The following is a 22,319-nucleotide window of genomic DNA, read 5'->3' on the forward strand; positions in this document are numbered from 1 at the left end:
CCGCGGGCGGACCCTCGGGCACGCCGCGGGGCGGCACCGGCGGCCGTTCGGGCTTGATCCCGAACAGGCGCTCGAAGAAGTTCTGGGCCTGCGCCGGCGGGGCGCCGAGCAGCGCGGGAACCGCGATCGCGGCCGCCAGGACGGGGAGCAGGCGGGGGAGCAGGAGGCTGCGGGTCCGAGGCATCTGGCTCTGACGAGAGGACGAGGTGGCGGGGCCACGCTCAACCCCTTGTCGAACCGTTAACACGCCATCGATGGCCTTGACGTGGCAGCAGAGCAACAAAATGCATCGACGCCATTCGGGCAGGGCCGGCGTCACGGCAGGATTTTTCAGGAGCGCCAACGCGTTGGCAGAAAATCCGATCGCCGGGGCCAACGGGCCGGCTTTGCCTTGCGAGCCCGTCCGGGGGTTCTTATATCGCCCTCGACGCGGGATTACGCGCTGGATTTCAGCCGTTCACGGCCCTTGATCCGGCCCGGGTCCCATACTCACATCACATGCACATCCGCCATGGGCCGAGCTGCTTCGGGGCTCGGCGGTCTGCTTGAACGCGACAGAAGAGGGATCCCACCATGGGTAAAGTTATCGGTATCGATCTGGGCACCACCAATTCGTGCGTGGCCGTCATGGAAGGCACGCAGCCCCGGGTCATCGAGAATTCTGAAGGCGCCCGCACCACGCCGTCGATCGTCGCCTTCACGGACGACGGCGAGCGGCTCGTCGGCCAGCCGGCCAAGCGCCAGGCGGTCACGAACCCCGAGCGCACGTTCTTCGCCATCAAGCGGCTCGTCGGGCGCACCTTCGACGACCCGATGACCCAGAAGGACAAGGGCCTCGTCCCCTACACGATCGTCCGCGGCGACAACGGCGACGCCTGGGTCGAGGCCGACGGCAAGAAGTATTCGCCCTCGCAGATCTCCGCCTTCACGCTCCAGAAGATGAAGGAGACCGCGGAGTCGCATCTCGGTCAGCCGGTCACGCAGGCGGTCATCACGGTCCCGGCCTACTTCAACGACGCCCAGCGCCAGGCGACCAAGGACGCCGGAAAGATCGCGGGCCTCGAGGTGCTGCGCATCATCAACGAGCCGACCGCGGCCGCCCTCGCGTACGGTCTCGACAAGAAGAAGGCCGGCACCATCGCGGTCTACGACCTCGGCGGCGGCACCTTCGACGTGTCGATCCTCGAGATCGGCGACGGCGTGTTCGAGGTGAAGTCCACCAACGGCGACACCTTCCTGGGCGGCGAGGACTTCGACAACCGCGTGGTCGAGTACCTGACCGCCGAGTTCAAGAAGGAGCAGGGCATCGACCTGACCAAGGACAAGCTCGCCCTCCAGCGCCTCAAGGAGGCCGCCGAGAAGGCGAAGATCGAGCTGTCCTCGGCCACCCAGACCGAGATCAACCTGCCCTACATCACCGCCGACCAGACCGGCCCGAAGCACCTCGCGCTGAAGCTCAGCCGGGCGAAGTTCGAGTCGCTGGTGGACGACCTGGTGCAGCGCACGATCGAGCCCTGCCGCAAGGCGCTCAAGGATGCCGGCGTGTCGGCCTCCGAGATCGACGAGGTGGTGCTGGTCGGCGGCATGATCCGGATGCCCAAGATCCAGGAGGTGGTGAAGTCCTTCTTCGGCAAGGAGCCGCACAAGGGCGTCAACCCCGATGAGGTCGTGGCGATCGGCGCCGCCGTGCAGGCGGGCGTGCTCCAGGGCGACGTCAAGGACGTGCTGCTGCTCGACGTGACCCCGCTGTCGCTGGGCATCGAGACGCTGGGCGGCGTGTTCACCCGGCTCATCGACCGCAACACCACGATCCCGACCAAGAAGTCCCAGACCTTCTCGACGGCGGAGGACAACCAGAACGCCGTCACGATCCGGGTCTTCCAGGGCGAGCGCGAGATGGCGGCCGACAACAAGCTGCTCGGCCAGTTCGACCTCGTCGGCATCCCGCCGGCACCCCGCGGCATGCCGCAGATCGAGGTGACCTTCGACATCGACGCCAACGGCATCGTCAACGTGACGGCCAAGGACAAGGCGACGAACAAGGAGCACCAGATCCGCATCCAGGCCTCGGGCGGCCTCTCGGACGCAGACATCGACCGGATGGTGAAGGACGCCGAAGCCAACGCCGAGGCGGACAAGAAGCGCCGCGAGCTGGTCGAGGTGAAGAACCAGGGCGAGAGCCTGGTCCACGCCACCGAGAAGTCGGTCGCGGAGTACGGCGACAAGGTCCCGGCCGCCGACAAGGGCGCGATCGAGACCGCGATGACCGCGCTCAAGACCGCGCTCGAGGGCGAGGACGTCGAGACCATCAAGGCCCGGACCACGGACCTGATGCAGGCCTCGATGAAGCTCGGCGAGGCGATGTACAGCGCCAACCAGCAGGGTGCCGGCCCCGAGGCCGGTGCCGAGGCGGGCGCCTCCGAGAAGAAGGACGACGTCATCGACGCCGACTTCCAGGAAGTCGACGAGAAGGACCAGAAGAAGCGCGCCTGAGGCGTCGTTTCGACAGGACCGTGCGGGGCCGGAGCGATCCGGCCCCGCCTCTGCTTGTGAGACGCGCTGTTGCGCGGGCGCCGCAGGACCCGGATATCGTCCGAATTCAACCTCGGACCGGCCGGCTCATGCTAGAGCGCCGGGGTCGCCACGATCGCGGCGATGCCTCGGCCCGCTCACCCTGCTCGAGACCGCCCCCTGAACGGCCCGCCCCGGCGGGTCCTGGGGACAGGTCCAGGGAACACAGCGCCTTCTGAGTGTCCGGAGACTGGGTGGGATGTCGAAGCGGGACTATTACGAGATCCTGGGATGCGCCAAGACCGCGACGGAAGGTGAGCTGAAGGTCGCCTTCCGCAAGCTCGCGATGACCTTTCATCCCGACCGCAATCCCGGCGACAAGGAAGCCGAGATCAAGTTCAAGGAATTGAACGAGGCCTATCAGTGCCTCTCGGACGGGCAGAAGCGCGCGGCCTACGACAAGTTCGGCCACGCCGCCTTCAGCCAGGGTGCGGGCGGCCCCGGATTCGGAAACGAGTTCGGCGACTTCATGTCGGACATCTTCGACAACTTCTTCGGCGACGGCCGGGGCGGCGCCCAACGCGGCCGTGGCGGCGGAACGCCGGGCCGCGAGCGCGGCTCAGACCTGCGCTACAACCTCGAGATCACCCTCGAAGAGGCCTTCATCGGCAAGGCCGAGACGATCCGGATCCCGACCTCGGTGACCTGCGAGGCCTGCGACGGCTCGGGCGCCAAGCCGGGCTCGAAGCCGCGCGCCTGCCCGACCTGCGCGGGCTACGGCCGGGTGCGGGCCGCGCAGGGTTTCTTCGCCATCGAGCGGACCTGCCCGAACTGCCACGGCCGCGGCGAGATCGTCGACGACCCCTGCGCCACCTGCCAGGGCGCCGGCCGGGTCAACCGCGAGCGCACGCTCTCGATCAACGTGCCGGCGGGCGTCGATGACGGCCTGCGCATCCGGCTGGCCGGCGAGGGCGAGAGCGGGCTGCGCGGCGGCCCGCCCGGGGACCTCTACGTGTTCCTGTCGATCAAGCAGCACGAGTTCTTCCAGCGCGACGGCGCCGACCTGTTCTGCCGGGTGCCGATCTCGATGGTCACTGCGGCGCTCGCGGGCGAGATCACCGTGCCGGTGATCGACGGCTCGCAGACCCAGGTGCGGATCCCGGCCGGGACGCAGACCGCCAAGCAGTTCCGGATCAAGGGCAAGGGCATGCCGGTGCTCCGCGCCCGGGAGGTCGGCGACCTCTACATCCAGGTCTTCGTCGAGACCCCGCAGAACCTGACCAAGCGCCAGCGCGAACTGCTGCAGGAGTTCGACCAATCGGCCTTGCCGGAGAATCACCCGGAATCAGCGGGCTTCTTCGCCAAGGTGCGGGATTTCTTCGGCAGCGCCGTTCGACCCTAGGAACGCCGATCCGACGCGCTCGCCGGGGTCGAATCGGCATCCCGGTCGGCGGCGGGCGCGTTGGGCCGGATCCGAACCGGTGCACGCTCGTTATGCATCCGGCGAGCGTGGCATGCTTACCCTAGGCGCCGGCCCGGCTTGACTGTAAGACGGCGCGTTGCCTTAGCCTTCCATTCCCATCGGCTTCGAGGAATCCAGGACTTGCCGCCGCTCCGCCGTCCCAGTGCGAAGGCCCCTGCCGCCAGGGGGGACAATCTTGGGCCGCGGCGCGACCCCCTGGAGGACGAAGCCCGCTTCCTCCGTTCCTGGTTCGAGCGGCCGCTCGTGACCGGCGCCGTAACCCCGTCCGGCAAGATGCTGGCCCGGACCATGGCGTCCTACGTCGATCCGCGCCGCGAAGGCCCGGTGGTCGAGCTCGGCCCCGGCACCGGCCCGGTCACGGAGGCGCTGATCCGCCGGGGCATCGCGCCCTCGCGGCTGATCCTGGTGGAGTTCAACCCGGATTTCTGCCGCCTGCTGACCCGGCGCTTCCCGGGTGTGACCGTGATCCGCGGCGATGCCTACGACATGCGCGCGACCCTCAAGACGGCGCTGGCCCAGCCCGCCGCCGCGACCATCTCGAGCCTGCCGCTGTTCACCAAGCCGCTGGAGCAGCGCCTCGACCTGCTCAACGCCGCCCACGACCTGATGCAGCCGGGCGCGCCGTTCGTGCAGTTCACCTACGCGGTGGTTCCGCCGATCCCGGCCCGCTGCGAGGCCGGCAGTTACACGGCGGACCGCTCGAACCGGGTCTGGCTGAACCTGCCGCCCGCGCGGGTCTGGGTGTATCGCCGGCCGTAGGACACCTCTTGTTGCCACCAACTGTCCCATCGAGCGGAACGCCGCGCCGCGCGGAGCCCTGGGTTGCTTCGCTGAGCTGCGCTGACAGGCCTGCATCGGACCGAGCCGGCGTTCAGCTCTTCATCCGGAGGCATGCGCCGCGGACCTTGCTGACGGTCCCCCCTCGTCTGGCGAAGCGTTTGCACCCAGGTTAGGTCAGTGCGGCGCGCCCGCCGCGCTGCACCCGCGCACGACACCAGGGAGCCGCTCTTTTGGCCACGATCATCCCCGTTGCCTCGTTCGACTGCGTCGTGTTCGGCGCCACCGGCGATCTCACGGCGCGCAAGCTGCTGCCGGCGCTGTTCTACCGGTTCCGGGACGGGCAGATCCCGCAGACCAGCCGAATCATCGGCGCCTCGCGCTCGGAGCTGTCCACCGACGCGTTCCGGGAGCATGCGAGGGACGCGCTCAAGCGCTTCGTGCCCGCCTCGGACCTCGCCGAGGATGCGCTCCACGCCTTCCTCGACCACGTGGATTACGTCGCGGTGGACGGGGCCGGCGAGAGCGGCTGGGCCGACCTCGTGGCCAAGCTCGACGAGCGGCCCGACCAGGTCCGGCCCTATTATCTCGCCACCTCGCCCGACCTCTACGGCTCGATCTGCCGCAACCTCGCCGCGCACGGGCTCGTGGGCGAGAAGTCGCGAGTCGTGCTGGAGAAGCCGATCGGCAAGGATCTGAAATCGGCCCGTGCGATCAACGACGCGGTCGGCGAGGTCTTCCCCGAATCGCAGATCTTCCGGATCGACCACTACCTCGGCAAGGAGACGGTGCAGAACCTGCTGTCCCTGCGGTTCGCCAACACGATCTTCGAGCGGCTCTGGACCTCGGACGTGATCGACCACGTCCAGATCACCGTGGCCGAGACGGTCGGGGTCGAGGGCCGGGCCGGCTACTACGACACCTCGGGCGCGATGCGCGACATGCTGCAGAACCACATCCTGCAGCTCCTGTGCCTCACCGCCATGGAGAGCCCGCTCAACCTCGAGGCCAACTCGGTGCGCGACGAGAAGCTGAAGGTGCTGCGCGCCCTCAAGCCGATCACCGCCCACGACATCCAGTTCGCCACGGTCCGCGGCCAGTATGTGGCGGGCGCCGTCGACGGCAAGCCGGTGGAGGGCTACCTCGCCGAGCTCGGCCACGAGAGCCGGACCGAGACCTTCGTGGCCATGAAGGTCGAGATCCAGTCCGGGCGCTGGGCCGGGGTGCCGTTCTACCTGCGCACCGGCAAGCGCCTGCCGCAGAAGCTGTCGGAGATCGTGGTCCAGTTCCGGGCCTCGCCGTTCTCGATCTTCCCCGAGGAGGCGTTCGGGCGCGAGCCCAACCGCCTCGTGATCCGCCTGCAGCCGCAGGAGGGCATGAAGCTCGAGGTGATGACCAAGGATCCGGGCCCCGGTGGCCTGCGGCTGCGCCCGACCGACCTCGACATCTCCTTCGAGGAGACCTTCAAGCAGCGCTACCCGGACGCCTACGAGCGCCTGCTGATGGACGTGGTCCGGGGCAACGCCACCTTGTTCATGCGCCGCGATGAGGTCGAGGCTGCCTGGGCCTGGGCCGACGGCGTGCTCAAGGCCTGGGCCGACCGTCCGGAGGCGCCGCGGCCCTACCCGGCCGGGAGCTGGGGGCCCACCGCCGCCATCGCGCTGATCGAGCGCGACGGGCGGACCTGGCACGAGGAGCTGCGGTAACGGCGCGGCGGCTTACGGCCAAGCTGCCTTGATGCGGTCAAGCCGGATGACGAGATTGGTCCCCGCCGCCGGTCACCGCCCCGCGAGAGGGCGGGCCCGGCCTCGCACGAGGGATCATCGCATGCTGAACACGGATCCAGGCATGGCCGGCTCGGCCGAACGCCGGCTGGAGCGCTCGGTCGACGCCGCCCTGCGGGTCATCGCGGCCGCCCATGTCGAGCGGCAGGCGCCGCCGATCTCCGCCGCCCGCCGCCGCCTGAGCGAGGTCTACGGCGCCACCCGCCTCGCAAAACGCCTGGAGCGCGAGCAGCGCAGCGCCTGAGCGGGGATCATCAGACCACCGCGTCCCAAGTCTCGCTGAGCGGCTCGCTGAGCGGCGTGGTTTTGCGGATCAGCCGCACCCGCAGCACGATGTCCCCCGCCGGCATCGGCTGGGGCGGCCGCCACTCCACGTAGACGCGCCAGCCGCCGGTCTGCGGCACGAAGTTGGCCACCGGCTCGTGCAGCGTGCCGGCGCTGGCCGAGACCTCCGCGGCGACCGCCTCGTCCGGACCCTTCGGCAGTGACGGACCCTCGAAATCGATCATGCAGAGGCGCCGCTCCGGCCTCGGCGGGACGGTCGGGCGCAGGCGCTCGGCCGAACCGAACCGGGTCTCGGTGACCCGGGCGAGCGCGGGTTGCGGGATCGCGTCCGCGGGCTCCGCCCCCACGGTGGTCAGGCCGTAGGCGAGACGCAGGGCCGTGCCCGGCTGCACCGGATCGGCCGGCGCGAAGGCCGCCACGATGTTATCCATGTACTCTTCGTCCGAGGGGATCTCGTAGAGCTGCACGGCGCCCTCCGCGAAGGCACGCCCTTGGTCGGGCGACACCCACAGGCCGGGCCGGGCCTCCTGGCGCGCCTCCACGTCCAGATAGGCGGCAAAGCTCCGCTCCCGCTGCAGCAGCCCGAACCCGGTGAGCGGCTTCGCCCCGAAGGCCGAGATCTGCGGCTGCCGGCGTCCGTTGACCAGCGGCCGCCACAGCCGGTCGCCCGGGGTGGCGACGCACAGCCCATCGGAATCGTGCACCTGCGGGCGGAAGTCGTCGAACGGCTTGGCGCCCCGGGCGCCGGGCCCGTTCTGGCCGTACAGGAACATGCTGGTGAGCGGCGCCAGCCCGAGCCGCGGGATCGCGGTGCGCGGGTGGAGCGACGCGGTGACGGCGATCCGCGCCGGGGCCCCGGGGGTGATCACGAACCGATAGGCGCCGGACACGCTTGGGCTGTCGAGGAGCGACAGCACCGTGAGGGTGCGCGCCTCCGGCTCCGGCTCGCACAGCCAGTGGGCGATGAAGTCGGGAAACTCCTCGCCCTCCGGGGCGCCGGTGCCGATGGCGAGCCCCCGGGCCGAGAGCCCGTATTCCTGGCCGGCCGCGCGCAGCCGGAAATAGGACGCGCCGAGGAAGACCAGGAACTCCTCCTGGAAGCCCTCGGACCGCCAGGCCGGCATCTCCGGGAAGGCGTAGTGCAGGCGGAAGCCCGCGAAGCCGAGATCGGCCGGAAAACCCTGGCCGGCGAGCCGCCCGCCGAGGTCGAACATCCGGCTCTCGTACGGGATCGGCCGGGCCGGGCCGGTGCGCGGCTGGAGGTAGAGCGCCACGCGCTTGCGCTGCAGGAAGCCGCGGTGGAACAGCTGCGCGCTGAAATGGCGGCCCAGCGGCACGCTTTCGGACGGCCGGAAGACGATGCTCCGGTAGCCGTCGTAATCGAGCCCGGTCAGCGACGGCGGCAACTCGCTGGGCGGGGCCGCGTAGGGGGCGGCGGCCAGCCGCTCGGCCTGGGCCGACAGGGTCTCGAAGGTCATCGCGGCGTCCTGAGAAGCCCCGGAGACCGGTCCCTGCGGCTGAAGCGCCGGTCCGGCCCATGTTCGGGCGCCATTCAGATCTATAGCGCTAGGTAGAATACTGCCGGCAGCCGCGGTCAGGGCCGTCCTGAGAACGCTGCGTCGGGAGGGGGGATCGATCCGTTCGGCCTCCGGCTGCCTGTGCGGCCGGGTCGGCTGCGTGTCCTCGCCCCGCATATCGGTGTCCACGCTCATCGGTTTCCGCCCGTACGCGGCGCGGCGGCCGGCAGGCTTCCACGGTCGAGTTTCTCGCGCCATGTCCTCACGCGTCCCCTCCTCACGCGTCACCGCCTCCGCCGAGCGGCCGCACCGGAACGCCTGTCCGGGCATTCCCGATCCCCAGCCTGTACGGACCGGCGCGGTTCCCCCCGAACCCGAGGCCTGGGCCGGCCGCCGCCGGGCCCTGCTGGCCCGGCGCCTCGCCCTGGCGGTCCCGAGCCTCGCTACCGCGGGCGGTCTCGCATGGCTGGCGGCCACCGCCTACCCGGCCGGCGGCAGCCCGCTGGCCTGGACCCTCCTGGTCCTGTTCGGCCTGCTGATGGGCTGGCAGGCGTTTGTCGCCTGCCAATACGTCTACGGGCTCGTGGCCACGCTCCTGGGCGACCGGGCGAAGTCGGTGCTGGAGCGCCGGGCGGAGGCCGCCGAAGCGCCCGCCGCGGGCTCCGGCCGGACCGCCGCCGTGGTGGCGATCCACGCCGAGGACGCGGTGGCGGTGTTCGCCAGGCTCCGGGTGATGGCCCGCTCGCTGGCGCGCGAGCAGGCGCAGGGCTCGGGGAAAGCCATCGACATCTTCGTCCTGTCGGACACCCGGGACGGCGCGATCGCGGCCGTCGAGGAACACGAATACGCCCGCATCCTGGCCTGGGTGGAGGCCGACCCGGCCCTGCCGCGGATCCGCTACCGCCGCCGGACCGAGAACACCGGCCGCAAGGCCGGCAACATCGGCGCGTTCTGCCGCAGCCACGGCGCGGACTACGCCTACATGATCGTCCTCGACGCCGACAGCCTGATGACCGGCGCCGCCATGACCCGGCTCGTGGGCCTGATGGACGAGAGCCCCCGCACCGGCCTGATCCAGACCGTCTCGTACGCGGCGGGCCGGGACACGCTGTTCGCCCGGATCCAGCAATTCGCCGTGCGCCTTTACGCGCCGCTGGCCCTGCGCTGCCTGGAGACCTGGCAGGGCCCGGAGGGCAGCTACTGGGGCCACAACGCGATCCTGCGGATCGAGGCCTTCGCGCAGAACGCGCAGCTGCCTGTCCTGCCCGGCCGGGCGCCGCTCGGCGGCGAGATCCTGTGCCACGACATCGTCGAGGGCGCCCTGATGGTCCGGGCCGGCTGGGAGGTTCGCCTGCTGCCCGAGATGGGCGGGACCTGGGAGGAGATGCCCACGAACCTCGTCGACCTGCTCGGCCGCGAGCGCCGCTGGTGCCAGGGCAACCTGCAGCACCTGCGCGTCCTGCCCTGGGCCGGGCTGCACGCGGCTAGCCGCTGGCACCTCGCGGTCGGCATCCTGGCCTACGGCATGCTGCCGCTCTGGATCGCCTTCCTGGGCCTGGCCTCCTGGCAGGCGGCCCGCACCGGCGACCTCGGCCTGCTCGCCTACGGGCTGACCGGCCACGGCGCCGCCGCCCACGGCCTCGCCGCCCTCAGCCTCGCCGTGCTGGCGCTGCCCAAGGTGCTGAGCCTCGGCCACGTCCTCGCCTCGCCCGGGCGCCGGGCGGCGTTCGGCGGCACCCGGGCGCTGCTGGCGAGCGCCACCCTGGAGCAGGCCGTGTGGGTGATCCTGTGGCCGGTGCTGACCCTGTTCACCGCCGGCGCCGTGGTCTCGACCTTCCTGGGCCGGGTGGTGCGCTGGGAGACCCAGGACCGCGACGACCGGCAGGTCTCCTGGTCGGAGGCGTTCCGGCTGCAGGCCGACGCCGTGGTGGTCGGGGCGCTGATCGTCTTCGCCCTGGTCTGGGCCGGCGATGCCTGGCTCGGCCTGTGGCTGGCGCCCCTGGCGCTCGCGCTGCTCACGAGCCCGGCGCAGAGCGTCTGGACCAGCCGGGCCGATCTCGGCCGCGCCGCCCGGGCCCGGGGCCTGTTCCTCACCGCCGACGACACCGCGCAGGCGCCCGAGCTGGCCGAGCTGAGCCAGATCCGCGGCCTCCCGGCCGCCGCGCCGGCCCTCGTCCGCGCGGCGGCCCTGGAGCCCACGATCTGGCTCGCCGCCGACGAGGCGTGAGCGTCGGCGGCGGACCGGGGCGGATACGCGTAAACGCCCCGGTCCATCCCCCGCTTATGGCCAAGCTGCCACAGTGTTGCCATCGAGTCACGGAGGGGCGGAACCGGCCGAGCGGGGCGGTTTGAGACTTGGTTTTGGGACGCGAGCGTTTACCCCTTGGCGAGGATCGGCACGGCATCGTGCCCCAGTAATTCGCTGCGTTCCCACTCCATTTCGCGCCTGCCCCGAGAGGCTTTGATGCGTCGTTTCCTTCCCGCCCTCGTAGGGCTCTTCGGCGCGGTCGCCTGCACCGCGCCGGCGTTCGCCTACGAGATCGACCCGCTGACCCGTCAGCCTCTGAACGATGCACTGTCCGTGCGGGTGCGTCCGCAGGCCGTCGAGACCGTGGCGGTGCCGGTGGCCAACGCCTCCCTCAACCCGGCCGACCCCATGGACGCGGCGGTGCCGCAGATGTCGGCGATCCCGCGCGAGACCGTGGCGTATAGCGGCCCCTACGGCGCCGGCACGATCGTGGTCTCCACGGCCGAGCGGCGGCTCTACTACGTGATGGGCGGCGGCCAGGCCCTGCGCTACGGCGTCGGCGTCGGCCGTCCGGGCTTCACCTGGGGCGGCGTGCAGACCATCACGATGAAGCGCGAGTGGCCGGATTGGCGTCCGCCGTCGACCATGCTGCGCCGCCGGCCCGACCTGCCGCGCTACATGAAGGGCGGGATCGAGAACCCCCTCGGCGCCCGCGCCATGTATCTCGGCGGCTCGATCTACCGGATCCACGGCTCGAACGAGCCGGAGACCATCGGCACCGCCGTCTCCTCGGGCTGCATCCGCATGACGAACGACGACGTCACCGACCTCTACACCCGCGCCAAGGTCGGCACGAAGGTCATCGTCCAGCGCTGATTTTTTGGGACTTTTTGGATGGGGCCGGCCGCGAGGCCGGCCCTTTTGCGTTCAGGCCTCGGGCAATGTCACCAGCGCGGCGGGGCGCTTCACCTCGATCTCGATGAACGCGATCGGGTGCTCCGACCCGTTCATCACGTCGTGCCGGATTCCGGCCGGGCGCATGTAGGATTGCCCGGCCGCCAGCAGGGTCTCGCTGACCGCCGCCCCGTCATGGACGCGCAGCACGCCCTCGACCAGCATCACCACGAAATACGGCCAGCCGTGCTCGTGCCAGCCGGTCACCGCCCCGGGCGAGAAATCCCAGCGGGTGATGCGGACCGTGGCATCGTCCTGCTGGATCGTGGGCACTGCGGGGATCGTGCAGGTGAAGGCCATGGTGGCTCCGGGGCTGGCGAGACGTCCGGCTCGCACCGAACGTCCAAAGATGAGGATGCGATCGCCGGCCGGTGAGCCGGTCAGATCTGAACGCCCGATCGGCCCGACCGCGCGTCACGGCGCTCCCGGCATCGAGGAGGGGGCACGGGCACCATGGCGGATTCCGATGATGACGACTTCGTCTTCGGAAGCCTCGTAGAAAATTAAATACGGGTGGGGTCGCACTGCGATGCGCCGGAGATTTTTTAGGCTCGTCAACCGGCCGCTTCTCGGCTGATCCAGAAGGAAATCGAGGACAATCTGGATCCGGCCCTGAACGCGTCGTGCCCCTTGAGGCGATGCCTGCGCGATCTCCGAGAGCACACGCTCAAGTTCCGCCGCCGCATCCGCGGTAAAGCGCAGTCTCAAAGCCCGTGCTTCGCCCAGATCGCCCGGATCTGCTCATCCGAAGCGAAATCACGCCGCGCCGCCTGGGCGCGCGAGTTCACGAAAGACGCTTCTTCCTCCGGGCTGATCCGGTAGACAGCCTCGTCCTCGCCGGCGAGGCGCAGGAGGACGCCGGCCAGCTCGTCCTGAGTTTCGGAGGGCAGCATGCGCACGCGCGCGATGGCTCGGTCGAGAAGCTCCGTCATGCCGTCATCGTGCGTCAGAATCATTGCCGAGAGAAGTCGTCTTGGCGCGGAAGCTGCCGGCGTTCTGACCAGTCGACCTCAATGGCAGCCGCACGAGCCCGAGCCGCAGCCCCCGGTCTGCTTCACCGGGGCGGTGCGCGCGGTCTCGCGGTCGAGCCCGCGCTCGGCCAGTTCGGTGAGGTAGGTCTGCCACCGGGATTCGTATTCGCGGCCGAGGATGTGGAGGTATTCCCAGCCGTAGATCCCGGTGTCGTGCATGTCGTCGAAGCCGAGCTTGACCGCGTAGTTGCCGATCGGGTCCACGGCCAGGATCGCCACGGCGCGCTTGCCGCCGATCACCTTGCGCTCCAGGGGCGAATGTCCCTGCACCTCGGCCGACGGGCTCGACACCCGCAGGTACTCGGCCGGCAGGGCGAAGCGCGCTCCGTCCTCGAAGGCGACGTTCAGCACCCGCCGGTCGGCCGACAGGCGGATCTCGGTCGGCCACAGATCCTCGTTCACGGGTCACACTCCTCAAGCATTCCGGGGCCGCGGCCCGGGGTCGGCTTGCCCACGACCGTATCGGGCATCATATGCTCAATCATGCTCGATGACATCTCCAGCACGCCGCAGGGGTTTTCGGCCGCGGCGCCCCGCGCGCCGAACCCCGCACCGCTGATCGACCCGTTCCAGCGGGCGATCTCGTACCTGCGCATCTCCGTGACGGATCGCTGCGATTTGCGCTGCGCCTACTGCATGTCGGAGACCATGCAGTTCCTGCCCAAGCGCGACCTGCTGACCCTGGAGGAGCTGGACCGGCTCTGCGGCGTGTTCATCGCCCGGGGCGTGCGCAAGTTGCGGATCACCGGCGGCGAGCCGCTGGTCCGCCGCGACATCATGCACCTGTTCCGCCGCCTGTCGCGCCACCTCGATTCCGGCGCGCTCGAGGAGCTGACGCTGACCACCAACGGTACCCAGCTCACGCGCTACGCCGCCGAGCTGGCGAGCCTCGGGGTGCGCCGGATCAACGTGTCCCTGGATACGCTGGACCCCCAAAAGTTCCGGGCGATCACCCGGCGGGGCGACCTGCCGGTGGTGCTCGACGGCATCGCGGCCGCGCGGGCGGCCGGCATGAAGGTCAAGATCAACGCGGTGGCCCTGCGCGACGTCAACGCCGATGAAATCCCCGACATGATCACCTGGGCCCACGGTCTGGGCATGGACATGACGCTGATCGAAGTCATGCCGCTGGGCGAGATCGAGGCCGACCGCACGGACCAGTTCCTGCCGCTCTCGGTGGCGCGGCAGCGCCTGGAGAGCCGCTACACCCTGACGCCGCTCTCCGACCGCACCGGCGGCCCGGCGCGCTACGTCCGGGTCGAGGAGACCGGCGGCAAGCTCGGCTTCATCACGCCGCTGACCCACAATTTCTGCGAGAGCTGCAACCGGGTGCGCCTGACCTGCACCGGCCAGCTTTACCTGTGCCTCGGCCAGGAGGATTCCGCGGATCTGCGTGCCGTGCTGCGCGCCTCCCCGGATGATGCCGTGCTGGCGGCGGCGGTGGTCGAGGCGATCACGCGCAAGCCGAAGGGCCACGACTTCGTCATCGAGCGCCAGCGCCCGGCCGCGGTGCCGCGCCACATGAGCGTGACGGGCGGGTAGCGCGCGTCACATCTCCTCGTCGGCGTAGCGCGACTGCGCTCGTCCGCGCTGTCCGGATCCCCTGCGCGGCGCCCCGGCGCTGATTCCCGCCACCAGGTCGGCGATGTGGCGCAGCGTCTCCACCGCCAGAGCCTTGTCGCCCTCGCCCCGGCCCTGCGGGATCAGCGCCTTGGCGAATCCGAGCTTCTGGGCCTCCTTCAGCCGGGCGCCCGCCTGCGCCACCGGGCGGATCGCCCCGGACAGGCCGATCTCGCCGAAATAGACGGTCTCCGGCGGCAGCACCGCCCCCGACAGGGACGAGACCAGAGCGGCCGCCACCGCGAGGTCGGCGGCCGGTTCGGTGATGCGCAGGCCGCCGGCGACATTCAGGTAAACGTCGTGGGTGCCGAGCCGGATGCCGCCATGGGCCTCCAGCACGGCCAGCACCATGGACAGCCGGTTCGGGTCCCAGCCGACCACGGCCCGGCGGGGCATGCCGAGCGAGGACGGCGCCACCAGCGCCTGGATCTCCACCAGCAGGGGCCGCGTGCCCTCCATCCCGGCGAAGACCGCGGTGCCGGCGGCCTGGTGGTCGCGCCCGGCCAGGAACAGGGCCGAGGGGTTGGGCACCTCGGCGAGCCCCGCATCGGTCATCTCGAACACCCCGATCTCGTCGGTGGGGCCGAAGCGGTTCTTCACGGCGCGCAGGATGCGGAAATGGTGGCCCTGGTCGCCCTCGAACGAGGCCACCGCGTCGACCATGTGCTCCACCACCCGGGGGCCGGCGATCTGCCCGTCCTTGGTGACGTGGCCGACCAGGATCACCGCGGTGCCGGTGGTCTTGGCGAAGCGGATCAGCGCCTGGGCCGAGGAGCGCACCTGCGTGACCGTGCCGGGGGCCGATTCGACGGTCTCGGTCCACATGGTCTGGATCGAATCGATGATCGCGAGCGCCGGCGGGCGGCCCTGGCTGAGGGTCTCGATGATGTCCTCGACATTGGTCTCGGCGGCCAGATCCACCGGACGGGAACTCAAGCCCAGCCGCTCGGCCCGCAGGCGCACCTGCCCCACCGCCTCCTCGCCGGAGATGTAGGCGACCCGCTCGCCGGTCCCCGCCATGGCGGCGGAGGCCTGCATCAGCAGGGTGGACTTGCCGATGCCGGGATCGCCGCCGAGCAGGATCACCGAGCCGCGCACGAAGCCGCCGCCGGTGACCCGGTCGAGTTCGCCGATCCCCGAGGGGATGCGCGGCGCCTCCTTGGTCTCGCCGGTCAGGCCCTCGAGCGGAAACACCCGGCCGCGGGCGCGGGACGGCCGCGTCGCGACCGGCCCGGACTGGCCGGGCGCCGCGGCGGCCTCCTCGACGATCGTGTTCCAGCCGTTGCAGGCCTCGCAGCGCCCGCGCCAGCGGTTGTAGACCGCCCCGCAGGATTGGCAGACGAAGGTCTGGTGGATCTTGGCCATTCGGGTCCGCGCGCCGCCGGTCCGGCATTCGTAAGGTGGGTTCGGATCACCCTACATAAGTTCGAACATAACGCGAACCCAGCCCCGTCAGGATCTCGTAGCCGATCGTGCCGGCGGCGCGGCCGACGGTGTCGATGTCGAGGCTGTCGCCGATCAGCACCGCGGTGGCGCCGCGCCGGGCGGCGGGGGCCGCGGTGACGTCGAGAATGATCAGGTCCATGGAGACGAGGCCCAGGATCGGGCAGGGCACGCGCCCGACCAACGCCTGGCCGCGCCCGCTGATCGCCCGGGGGAAGCCGTCCGCGTAGCCGAGCGACAGGGTGGCGAGCCGGCTCGGGGCCGGGGCCGTCCAGCGGCCGTTATAGCCGACGCTGGTTCCGGCCTCGACATCCCGCACCTGCGCGATCAGGGCCTCCAGCCGCACCACCGGGCGCATCGGGTTGGCGGATCCGGGCGTCGGGTTGCCGCCGAACAGGGCATAGCCCGGGCGCAGCAGGTCGTACCGGGCGCCGTCGAGGAAGACGCCGGATGAATTGGCGAGCGACGCAAGCAGGCCCGGGTAGGCGGCCCGGACCCGGGCGAAGTCGGCGATCTGCCGGGCGTTGACCGGGTCGGCCGGTTTCTCGGCGCTGACGAAGTGGCTCATCAGCAGGTCGATCCCGCAGGCCGCGATGCACGGGTCGCCCGCGAGCGCCAGCGCCTCCGGCACCGGCAGCCCCAGGCGGTTCATCCCGGTATCGACGTGGAGCGCCGCCGGCAGGCGCCCGCCCGAGACCGCCGCCCACTCCGTCATCTCCTCGCGGCTGCCGAGCACCGGGCGCAGGCCGTGGGCCGCGAAGGTCGCGCCGGCACCGGGCGGCAGCCCGTTCAGGACGTAGAGCGCGGCCTCCGGCAGGGCGGCCCGGCCCGCGATGGCCTCGGACAGGTGGGCGACGAAGAAGGTCCGGCACCCGGCCGCCCACAGGGCCGGCCCGACCCGGGCGACGCCGCAGCCATAGGAGTCTGCTTTCACCACGGCGGCGCAATCCGCGCCCCGGGCGGCCAGCGATCGCCAATTCGCGGCGATCGCCCCGAGATCGATGGTCAGCCGGGCGCCGTGGGCGCCGTCAATCGTTTGGGATTTGGTCATCTACCGGACGCCTACGGTCCAATCGGTCCCGAGCGGACATGCAAGATGCATAATGGATTTCCGAGACGGATGTCTGTCCGCGGTTCATAGCAAAACAGTCGTCTGCAGAAAAGAAATTGTCCGACGTTTGAACGGCGGGAGTCCGCCGGAGTCACGCTCGTTGCATGTCGACGGTTGGCACAGGGCGTCATTCGGCGTGCAATCTGTTGACAGCGCCGGTGCCACTGGGCCGGCAAACGGATGCTCTACTGATAGGCTGCTTGAAAATAGGAAATTATTCAGATAAGGATGCCCTGATTAAGGAGCCTGTACATGCGAAACGACTCGAAAGTCGCCTGTGCGGTCGCTAGCAGACAGATAGAGTTATGCCGTCTTGAAATAAGGAGGGTGCTCATCGAAAAAGAAATTACATCTAAGGAATACGATCCAAATCATCCTCGCATCCCTGCAAGGCATACAGGCGGTGGGCGATAGACAGACGGCGGAACTACCAACTTACCCCCGCGCCCAAAGATCGTAAATGCTCGCAAGGTACCCCTGTACTCTCTTGTTACATCTCAACAAGACTGAGACGAGCAGTATCGCCGCGACTTGATTGTTGCAAATTTACTGATCTACGCGCATGTTGTGCCCAAGCTATGGTTAGACTTGTTGCATGCGAGCGCGGGCATTCGATTCCGCCCCTAAACCTCTAAGGGCGCTGCCATGATCATCGCAAAAAGAAATCTAGCGGTGCGTTCGCCGTCCGATGATAACCGAGTGGAGATATCTATTCATGCTCCAGAATTGCAAGATGGAGTTTGGATGTGTCGATATCAAATTGGGTGGCCAAATCAAAACAGGGCGAGTTTTGCTGCGGGAGCCGACTCGATTCAGGCCCTTCATCTAGCCTTACAGAAGATAGGTATGGAATTGTATGTCAGTCCCTATCACCTGTCCGGCGACTTAAGGTGGGAAAAAACCGGGGACGGGTATGGCTTCCCGGTGCCCAAGAATGGGCGCGATATGCTCGTCGGTGCAGATAAGTCGTTCGCGGGCTGACGATGGGTGTGTGATTCTCTGCGTTGCGTGGGCGTCGAACGGTCGCGCCCAACGGCGTGACCTGCAAAACGCCGCGGTGCCCCAGTCTGGCATTCGGCCACCCTGTTGCCCCGACCCGGTCTGATGCACGGACGGCACAGGCCGCCGGGAGGTCGGTGGCCGAGGGTGACGGCCGAGGTTCGGCTTGGTATACCTCCCCCGCGGTCCTGGGGAGCCGCAGGGCCGCCGCGGCATCCCCACTGGTGCCTAAAGTTCACAGATGCCGTTTACCGTCCTGGATCTCGTCGTGCTCGGCATCGTCGCGGTCTCCGCGCTGCTCGCGGCCGTGCGTGGCGTCACCCGCGAGGTGCTGGCCATCATCGCCTGGGTGGCCGCCGCCGCCGTCGCGTGGTCGTTCTATCCGATGCTGCTTCCGCTCGTGAAGCAGCACGTCAACAGCGATACCGTGGCGCTGGTCGCCTCGATCGCGACGATCTTCCTGGGCACGCTGATCGTCGTCTCGATCATCACCGTGAAGATCTCCGACGTGGTGCTCGATTCGCGCATCGGCGCGGTCGACCGCTCCCTGGGCTTCCTGTTCGGGGCAGGCCGCGGCTTCCTGATCTGCGTGATCGGCTGGGTGTTTCTGTCCTGGCTGGTGCAGGGCAAGGTGCCGGACTGGGCGGCTCAGGCGCGCACGCGTTCGATGCTGGAGAAGTCCGGCGACGCCCTGGTGGCCCAGCTCCCCGAGAATCCGGAGGGCTTCCTGAAGCAGTTCAAGAAGCCGAAGGTCGTCACGCCGCCCAACGAGGCGGCTGACGCCCCCGCCGAGACCGACCCGGCGCCCCAGCGCCGCACCGAGACCGCGCCGAGCCCGACGCGACGCTGACCTGCGGCATTCGCCGTTGGTCGGTCTGCGTGGAGCGCCTAGATAGCGGTTCCGGAGACGATCGGATGATATCCGCGACGACCGGCGCGCCGGCCCGTCGCCGCCGGGACCCGTGAAGTGATCGATCGCACCATGTCCCAATCCGACGCTTATGCCGCCGATTTCGACCTCGACGGCGATACGCTGCGCGAGGAGTGCGGCGTCTTCGGCATCTTCGGGCACCCGGAGGCCTCGGCCATCGTCGCGCTGGGCCTGCACGCCCTGCAGCACCGCGGCCAGGAGGCGGCCGGCATCGTCTCGTTCGACGGGTCGGTGTTCCATTCCGAGCGCCGCCCCGGCCTCGTGGGCGATTCGTTCTCGGACGGCGACACCATCGCCCGGCTGAAAGGTCGCGCCGCCATCGGGCACGTGCGCTACTCGACCACCGGCGGGACGATCCTGCGCAACGTGCAGCCGCTCTTCGCCGAGCTGGCCAGCGGCGGCCTCGCGGTCGCCCACAACGGCAACCTCACCAACGCCCTGTCGATCCGCCGCGACCTCGTGCGCGACGGCGCGATCACCCAGTCGACCTCCGACACCGAGGTGATCCTCCACCTCGCGGCCCGCTCGCGGAAGCCCCGGATCGTCGAACGCTTCATCGACGCCCTGCAGGCGATCCAGGGCGCCTACGCGATCGTGGCGCTCACCAACAAGAAGCTGATCGGCGCCCGCGACCCGCTGGGCATCCGCCCGCTGGTGCTCGGCGAACTCGACGGCCGCTACATGCTGGCCTCCGAGACCTGCGCCCTCGACATCATCGGCGCCCGCTACGTCCGCGACATCGAAAACGGCGAGGTGGTGGTGATCTCCGAGGAGGGCGTCGAGTCGATCCGCTTCGCCGACGCCGTGCCGATGCGCCCGTGCATCTTCGAGTACATCTACTTCGCGCGGCCGGACTCGGTCGTGAACGGCAAGAGCGTCTACGCGGTGCGCAAGGCCATCGGCCGCGAGCTCGCCCGCGAGGCCGCCGCGCCCGCCGACATCGTGGTGCCGGTTCCGGATTCCGGCGTCCCTGCGGCGCTGGGCTTCGCGCAGGAGACGGGCATCCCGTTCGAGATGGGCATCATCCGCAACCACTATGTCGGGCGGACCTTCATCCAGCCGACGCAGTCGGTGCGTGAACTCGGCGTGCGGATGAAGCACTCGGCCAACCGCGCCGCGATCGAGGGCAAGAGCATCGTTCTCGTCGATGACAGCCTGGTGCGGGGCACGACCTCGGTGAAGATCGTCCGGATGATGCGCGAGGCTGGCGCCGCCGAGGTGCATTTCCGGATCGCCTCGCCGCCGATCACCTACCCGGACTTCTACGGGATCGACACGCCGGAGCGGGAGAAGCTGCTCGCCGCGACCCACGATCTCGAGGCCATGCGCAAGTATATCGGCGCGGATTCGCTCGCCTTCCTGTCGATCCCCGGCCTGTACCGGGCGATGGGCGAGGAGGAGCGGAACGCCGCCTGCCCGCAATACACCGACCATTGCTTCACGGGCGAATACCCGACCGGCCTGACCGACCTCTCCATCGCCGGCCCGAAGCGCTTCGCGATGCTCGCCGAAGCGGACTGACACCGGGGTTCCCAAAGGGCGAGCCCTTTGGCGGGGTCCAGGGGCGGCGCCCCTGGGTCCTTGCAGGGCTCCGCCCTGCACCCGCAAAAGGTCACGGACCTTTTGAATCCGGTCTTTTTTCGATCCACCTGGCGCGGAAATGCGTTAGCTGCTGGCTATGGCTGATCCTCAACGAAAGCTCGAAGGCCGCGTGGCGGTCGTCACCGGGGCGTCCCGCGGCATCGGGCGCGCCGCCGCCCTCGCGCTGGCCGGGGCCGGAGCCCACGTGGTCGCGGTGGCCCGCACGGTCGGCGCCCTCGAGGAGCTGGACGACGCCATCCGGGCGGCCGGGTCCAGCGCCACGCTGGTGCCCTTCGACCTCGCCGATTACGACGCGATCGACCGGCTGGGCGCGGCGATCAACGATCGCTGGAAGCGCCTCGACATCCTGGTCGGCAATGCCGGCATCCTCGGCGCCCTCATGCCGATCGGCCACATCACCCCGAAGGTCTGGGACCAGGTGATGCAGGTCAACGTCACCGCCAACTGGCGCCTGATCCGCTCGCTGGACCCGCTGCTGCGCATGTCCGATGCCGGCCGGGCGATCTTCGTCTCGTCGGGCGCGGCCTCGAAATGCCGGGCCTATTGGGGGCCGTATTCGGTCTCGAAGGCGGCCCTCGAAGCGCTGGTGCGGACCTACGCGGCCGAGAACGAGACCACCGCCATCCGGGCGATGCTGCTCAACCCCGGCCCGCTGCGCACCGGCATGCGCCGCTCGGCCATGCCGGGCGAGGATCCCGAGACCCTCAAGACCCCCGAGGATCTCGCCCCTCATTTCGTGCGGCTCGCCGCACCGGACTGGACCGAGACCGGCAAGCTCTACGATTTTCCCACCGACCGGGTGATGCAGTTCCGCGCGCCCGAGTAGAGGGGGGTCCGGGGCCTGCGGCCCCGGCGGGTTGCGGGCGGAGCCCGCAGGGTTTGGGATTTACGATGATCGACGTCCGCTGCATCTGTGCGATCGGCCAACGCGGCCAGCTCGGCCTCAACGGCCACCTCCCCTGGGAGGGCAACACCGATCCGCTGTTCGTGGAGGACGTGACGCGCTTCTTCGCGCTCACCATGGGCCACGTGCTGATCGCCGGCCCGAAGACCGTGGCCTCGGTGCCGGATTTCGCCTTCAAGGACCGCACCATCGACGTGATCCGCAGCCACGAGGATCCGGAGCAGGTGCTCAAGCGCTACCCCGGCCGGCGGATCTTCGTCGGCGGCGGCATCGCGGTGTGGAACGTCTACGCCAAGTACATCCAGAACTGGGACATCACGCGCCTGCCCTACGACGGCGAGGCCGACCGCTGGTTCGACCCGGCCTGGCTGGTCGGCGGGGCGCTGCGGACGGCGTGAAGCGCTGGACAGGGCGCCAACGCGCTTCGTATCATCGGGTATGAGCGAGCATAGCGTCCAGGATGCGGAGCGGAACCTCACCGCCTTGATCGACCGCGCACTCGCGGGTGAGGGTGTCGTGATCACGCGCGGCGGGCAACCCGTGGCGACGCTGAACCCGATCCGCCGGGCCGGACGTCCGGTCACGGCCACGGATCTGGACTGGCTCGCCCAGCGGCGCGTGCCGGTTCTGGCGCCGGCGCAGCATGCCGGGCAACTGGTCCGCGCCCTCCGCGATGACGAGTGGTGAGGGCCTACCTCGACGCCAGCGTCTTGGTCGCTCTCTTGACGGACGACCCGCTCACGGCGCGCGCCGACACGCTTTTCCGGGCCTTGGCGCCGATTCCCGTCGTCAGTGGCTTCGCAGCGGCGGAATTCGCCTCGGCCCTCGGTCGCAGGGTGCGAACCAAGGAGATCGATGCCGAGCGTGCGAAGCAGGCCTTCGCCGATCTCGATCGTTGGAGCGAGGCGGTCGCAGAGCGTGTCGATCTCGTCTCGTCGGATGTCACCACCGCCGCAGGCTTCCTGCGTCGGCTCGACATCACGCTTCGAACGCCCGATGCCCTCAACATCGCCCTATGCCGTCGCGTAGCCGCAACATTGGCCACGTTCGACGATAAGATGGCGGCCGTCGCGCGTACCCTCGGTGTTCCGGTCCTATTCGGATAGGTCGTCGCGCCAC

Annotated in this window: 21 protein-coding genes and 1 pseudogene; 14 read left to right on the top strand and 8 right to left on the bottom strand. The window is 69.5% G+C overall.

Annotated features, from left to right (window positions below; all coding sequences use genetic code 11):
- Positions 1-184 (bottom strand): annotated as a pseudogene (locus FV242_RS15110) (hypothetical protein); the annotation flags it as partial.
- Positions 185-573: 389 nt separating this feature from the next.
- Here FV242_RS15110 and dnaK point away from each other — a divergent pair.
- The 5 genes from dnaK (at position 574) to FV242_RS15135 (ending at position 6,799) form a co-directional block, all read left to right on the top strand.
- Positions 574-2,493 (top strand): molecular chaperone DnaK, encoded by a 1,920-nt coding sequence (dnaK, locus tag FV242_RS15115; protein ID WP_147909614.1) that lies wholly within the window; start codon positions 574-576, stop codon positions 2,491-2,493.
- Positions 2,494-2,770: 277 nt separating this feature from the next.
- Positions 2,771-3,913: a molecular chaperone DnaJ gene (dnaJ, locus tag FV242_RS15120; protein WP_147939490.1), complete on the top strand. Its 1,143-nt coding sequence runs from the start codon at positions 2,771-2,773 to the stop codon at positions 3,911-3,913.
- 201 nt (positions 3,914-4,114) lie between these two features.
- Positions 4,115-4,753, top strand: a complete 639-nt coding sequence (locus tag FV242_RS15125; RefSeq protein ID WP_147909612.1) for a class I SAM-dependent methyltransferase — start codon at positions 4,115-4,117, stop codon at positions 4,751-4,753.
- A gap of 251 nt (positions 4,754-5,004) precedes the next feature.
- Complete coding sequence (gene zwf, locus FV242_RS15130) at positions 5,005-6,477, top strand: glucose-6-phosphate dehydrogenase (protein ID WP_147909611.1); 1,473 nt, start codon at positions 5,005-5,007, stop codon at positions 6,475-6,477.
- 121 nt (positions 6,478-6,598) lie between these two features.
- On the top strand, positions 6,599-6,799 hold the full coding sequence (locus FV242_RS15135) for a hypothetical protein (protein ID WP_147939491.1): 201 nt from the start codon (positions 6,599-6,601) through the stop codon (positions 6,797-6,799).
- Between the two features lie 10 nt (positions 6,800-6,809).
- Here the strand turns inward: FV242_RS15135 and FV242_RS15140 are convergent, their stop codons facing one another.
- The gene (locus FV242_RS15140) at positions 6,810-8,318 is read right to left on the bottom strand and encodes a glucan biosynthesis protein (protein WP_147939492.1); all 1,509 of its coding nucleotides are present in this window, start codon (positions 8,316-8,318) and stop codon (positions 6,810-6,812) included.
- A gap of 295 nt (positions 8,319-8,613) precedes the next feature.
- On the opposite strand from FV242_RS15140, the gene mdoH reads away from it, so the two are divergent.
- Together mdoH and FV242_RS15150 are read left to right on the top strand one after the other, a co-directional pair.
- Entirely contained in the window at positions 8,614-10,584 is a 1,971-nt protein-coding gene (gene mdoH, locus FV242_RS15145) for a glucans biosynthesis glucosyltransferase MdoH (protein WP_147939493.1), read from the top strand.
- Between the two features lie 237 nt (positions 10,585-10,821).
- Positions 10,822-11,481, top strand: coding sequence for a L,D-transpeptidase (locus tag FV242_RS15150; RefSeq protein ID WP_147939494.1), 660 nt, complete (start codon positions 10,822-10,824; stop codon positions 11,479-11,481).
- Between the two features lie 51 nt (positions 11,482-11,532).
- On the opposite strand, the gene FV242_RS15155 is transcribed toward FV242_RS15150, so the two are convergent.
- The 4 genes from FV242_RS15155 to FV242_RS15170 all read right to left on the bottom strand — a co-directional run bounded on the left by FV242_RS15155 (position 11,533) and on the right by FV242_RS15170 (position 12,992).
- Positions 11,533-11,859, bottom strand: coding sequence for a cupin domain-containing protein (locus FV242_RS15155; RefSeq protein WP_147939495.1), 327 nt, complete (start codon positions 11,857-11,859; stop codon positions 11,533-11,535).
- Between the two features lie 114 nt (positions 11,860-11,973).
- A complete protein-coding gene (locus FV242_RS15160) occupies positions 11,974-12,267 on the bottom strand; it encodes a type II toxin-antitoxin system RelE/ParE family toxin (RefSeq protein WP_281407068.1) in 294 nt (97 codons plus the stop codon).
- Complete coding sequence (locus tag FV242_RS15165; protein ID WP_147939496.1) at positions 12,264-12,491, bottom strand: hypothetical protein; 228 nt, start codon at positions 12,489-12,491, stop codon at positions 12,264-12,266. Before FV242_RS15165 ends, FV242_RS15160 begins: the two co-directional genes overlap by 4 nt.
- 78 nt (positions 12,492-12,569) lie before the next feature.
- Positions 12,570-12,992 carry a gamma-butyrobetaine hydroxylase-like domain-containing protein gene (locus tag FV242_RS15170; protein WP_147909604.1) on the bottom strand — a complete coding sequence of 141 codons (423 nt, stop codon included), beginning with the start codon at positions 12,990-12,992 and terminating at the stop codon, positions 12,570-12,572.
- A gap of 81 nt (positions 12,993-13,073) precedes the next feature.
- Here FV242_RS15170 and moaA point away from each other — a divergent pair, with 81 nt between their 5' ends.
- Positions 13,074-14,132 (top strand): GTP 3',8-cyclase MoaA, encoded by a 1,059-nt coding sequence (gene moaA, locus FV242_RS15175; RefSeq protein WP_246692718.1) that lies wholly within the window; start codon positions 13,074-13,076, stop codon positions 14,130-14,132.
- 6 nt (positions 14,133-14,138) lie between these two features.
- Here the strand turns inward: moaA and radA are convergent, their stop codons facing one another.
- Together radA and alr are read right to left on the bottom strand one after the other, a co-directional pair.
- Positions 14,139-15,575 (bottom strand): DNA repair protein RadA, encoded by a 1,437-nt coding sequence (radA, locus tag FV242_RS15180; RefSeq protein WP_147909603.1) that lies wholly within the window; start codon positions 15,573-15,575, stop codon positions 14,139-14,141.
- Between the two features lie 46 nt (positions 15,576-15,621).
- The gene (gene alr, locus FV242_RS15185; RefSeq protein WP_147939497.1) at positions 15,622-16,704 is read right to left on the bottom strand and encodes an alanine racemase; all 1,083 of its coding nucleotides are present in this window, start codon (positions 16,702-16,704) and stop codon (positions 15,622-15,624) included.
- A gap of 1,300 nt (positions 16,705-18,004) precedes the next feature.
- On the opposite strand from alr, the gene FV242_RS15190 reads away from it, so the two are divergent.
- From FV242_RS15190 to FV242_RS15215, 6 genes are all read left to right on the top strand, one after another.
- Complete coding sequence (locus tag FV242_RS15190; RefSeq protein ID WP_147909601.1) at positions 18,005-18,613, top strand: CvpA family protein; 609 nt, start codon at positions 18,005-18,007, stop codon at positions 18,611-18,613.
- 132 nt (positions 18,614-18,745) lie between these two features.
- On the top strand, positions 18,746-20,215 hold the full coding sequence (purF, locus tag FV242_RS15195; RefSeq protein WP_147909600.1) for an amidophosphoribosyltransferase: 1,470 nt from the start codon (positions 18,746-18,748) through the stop codon (positions 20,213-20,215).
- Positions 20,216-20,372: 157 nt separating this feature from the next.
- Positions 20,373-21,122, top strand: a complete 750-nt coding sequence (locus tag FV242_RS15200) for an SDR family NAD(P)-dependent oxidoreductase (RefSeq protein WP_147909599.1) — start codon at positions 20,373-20,375, stop codon at positions 21,120-21,122.
- A gap of 65 nt (positions 21,123-21,187) precedes the next feature.
- Positions 21,188-21,598: a dihydrofolate reductase gene (locus FV242_RS15205; protein WP_147939498.1), complete on the top strand. Its 411-nt coding sequence runs from the start codon at positions 21,188-21,190 to the stop codon at positions 21,596-21,598.
- Positions 21,599-21,638: 40 nt separating this feature from the next.
- Positions 21,639-21,887, top strand: a complete 249-nt coding sequence (locus tag FV242_RS15210) for a type II toxin-antitoxin system Phd/YefM family antitoxin (RefSeq protein ID WP_147939499.1) — start codon at positions 21,639-21,641, stop codon at positions 21,885-21,887.
- Entirely contained in the window at positions 21,884-22,306 is a 423-nt protein-coding gene (locus FV242_RS15215; RefSeq protein WP_147939500.1) for a type II toxin-antitoxin system VapC family toxin, read from the top strand. Before FV242_RS15210 ends, FV242_RS15215 begins: the two co-directional genes overlap by 4 nt.
- Positions 22,307-22,319: the final 13 nt, after the last annotated feature.

It is taken from the genome of Methylobacterium sp. WL64 (assembly GCF_008039945.1).
Lineage (GTDB): Bacteria > Pseudomonadota > Alphaproteobacteria > Rhizobiales > Beijerinckiaceae > Methylobacterium.